The organism is Acetobacter sp. DsW_063 (assembly GCF_002153745.1).
In the GTDB taxonomy this organism is placed as follows: domain Bacteria; phylum Pseudomonadota; class Alphaproteobacteria; order Acetobacterales; family Acetobacteraceae; genus Acetobacter.
In genome coordinates, this window is sequence record NZ_JOPL01000092.1 from 1 (window position 1) to 895 (window position 895).

The 895-nt window shown below is 63.8% G+C and carries 1 protein-coding gene; it reads left to right on the forward strand.

The window, feature by feature from the left end:
• The coding region (locus tag HK28_RS11705; RefSeq protein ID WP_198945877.1) for an autotransporter-associated beta strand repeat-containing protein at positions 1 to 895 on the forward strand (895 nt) is incomplete at both ends.

Genomic DNA, 895 nt, shown 5'->3' on the forward strand with positions numbered 1-895 from the left:
TTCGACATCTCGGGCGTTACGTCGGGTTCTTCTTCGATCAAGTCTCTGGATGGGACCGGGGCAATCTCCCTGGGCGGCAATACGCTGATCCTGACGAACGCTAACAGCGCGTTTGGCAATACCTACTCAGGCGCCGCTTCCGGTTCGGGCGGCGTGGTGGTGTCTGGGGGAACAGAAACCCTTGCAGGCGATAATACTTATACGGGTGCTACGACTGTAGCGTCTGGCGCCGGCCTCACTCTGACAGGCTCTGTGGCTGGTGCGCTTGCGACGGCGGGAACGACAGACGTCAAGGGCGGAGCGGTTGGCGGCCTGACCACCAACACCGGCGCGTTGACGGCTGAAGATGGCGTGCTGGCCGACGTGACTAACAACGCGGGCACAGTCACGCTGACGAACAGCACGGCGGGGGCTGTGACAAACGCTTCGAGCGCCACGCTTGCAGCTTCGGGCGGCACACTGGCGAGCGCCGTGAACAGCGGCGCGATGACGCTGGGGCGGCAAAATGTGGCCAGCGGCGGCGTGACGAACAATGCGGGCTCCCTCACGCTGGACGGCGACACGATTGGCGGCGTGCTGGCCGCCGATGGCGGCTCGTTCAACGTGACCGCCAGCAATGCGACGGCGGGCTCCCTGTCTGGCTCAGCCAATGGCGTTTTGGCCGGAACGCTGACCCTGGCGAACGCCGCGGACATCTATTCCGGCGTCATGTCCGGAAACGGCGGCCTGACTGTCGCTGGCGGAACGGAAACGCTGACGGGGGACAACACCTACACTGGCGCAACAACGATTTCCTCCGGCACGTTGCAGCTTGGGGATGGCGGAACGACCGGCGGCATAGCTAACAGCTCCGCAATCCACAATGACGGCTCACTCAACGTCAACCACAGCAACA